Annotated in this window: 1 protein-coding gene; it reads left to right on the top strand. The window is 32.7% G+C overall.

Translation table 11 applies throughout. The features are described 5' to 3' along the window. On the top strand, positions 1-345 hold a 345-nt coding region (locus SPL01S_RS24220), incomplete at its 5' end, for a DUF943 family protein (RefSeq protein ID WP_063203223.1). Positions 346-502: the final 157 nt, after the last annotated feature.

The raw sequence follows: 502 nt of genomic DNA, 5'->3' as shown, positions 1-502 counted from the left end.
GAATTTAGTTCGGTTTTAGTTAAAAACTTCCCTTTTACCGACAAAGGAAAGATAAACTGGTGGTTAAGCAACAAAGAAATGTTAAAAGAAAAATATAGAACCCCCGAACCTGCATCAGATGGATTCTTTGCTATCACATTTTGGGATTTTGGTGAAGGCTATAAAGAAGAAGGCAAGTATGACAGACGATGTTTTGATGATATGAAAACCAAATTTAACTGCATTGATAAAAATAGAATATTCTCAATTGAGAATAACAAAAAAAATGATACATTTTTTACCGTACATGATGGAATATATCGTATGAATAAAAATGGAAATATTGAAAAAACTTATAATAAATAAGTTTTTTATCCTCCCGGAGTGAAGGAGGGGAAATCCCCTTCACTTCTGTAATGCCACCATAGCCAAGTATGATAAATATGGAAGCCACTGTAGATATTACCGGAGCGCGCAATGAAAGTTAAAAATAAGAAAACTCTTTGTACACTACTCCTGATTA

Origin of the sequence: Serratia plymuthica NBRC 102599 (genome assembly GCF_001590925.1) — a bacterium.
GTDB lineage: Bacteria > Pseudomonadota > Gammaproteobacteria > Enterobacterales > Enterobacteriaceae > Serratia > Serratia plymuthica.
Note: the sequence above shows the minus strand (reverse complement) of the source record. Positions and strands in the feature narration are given on the sequence as shown.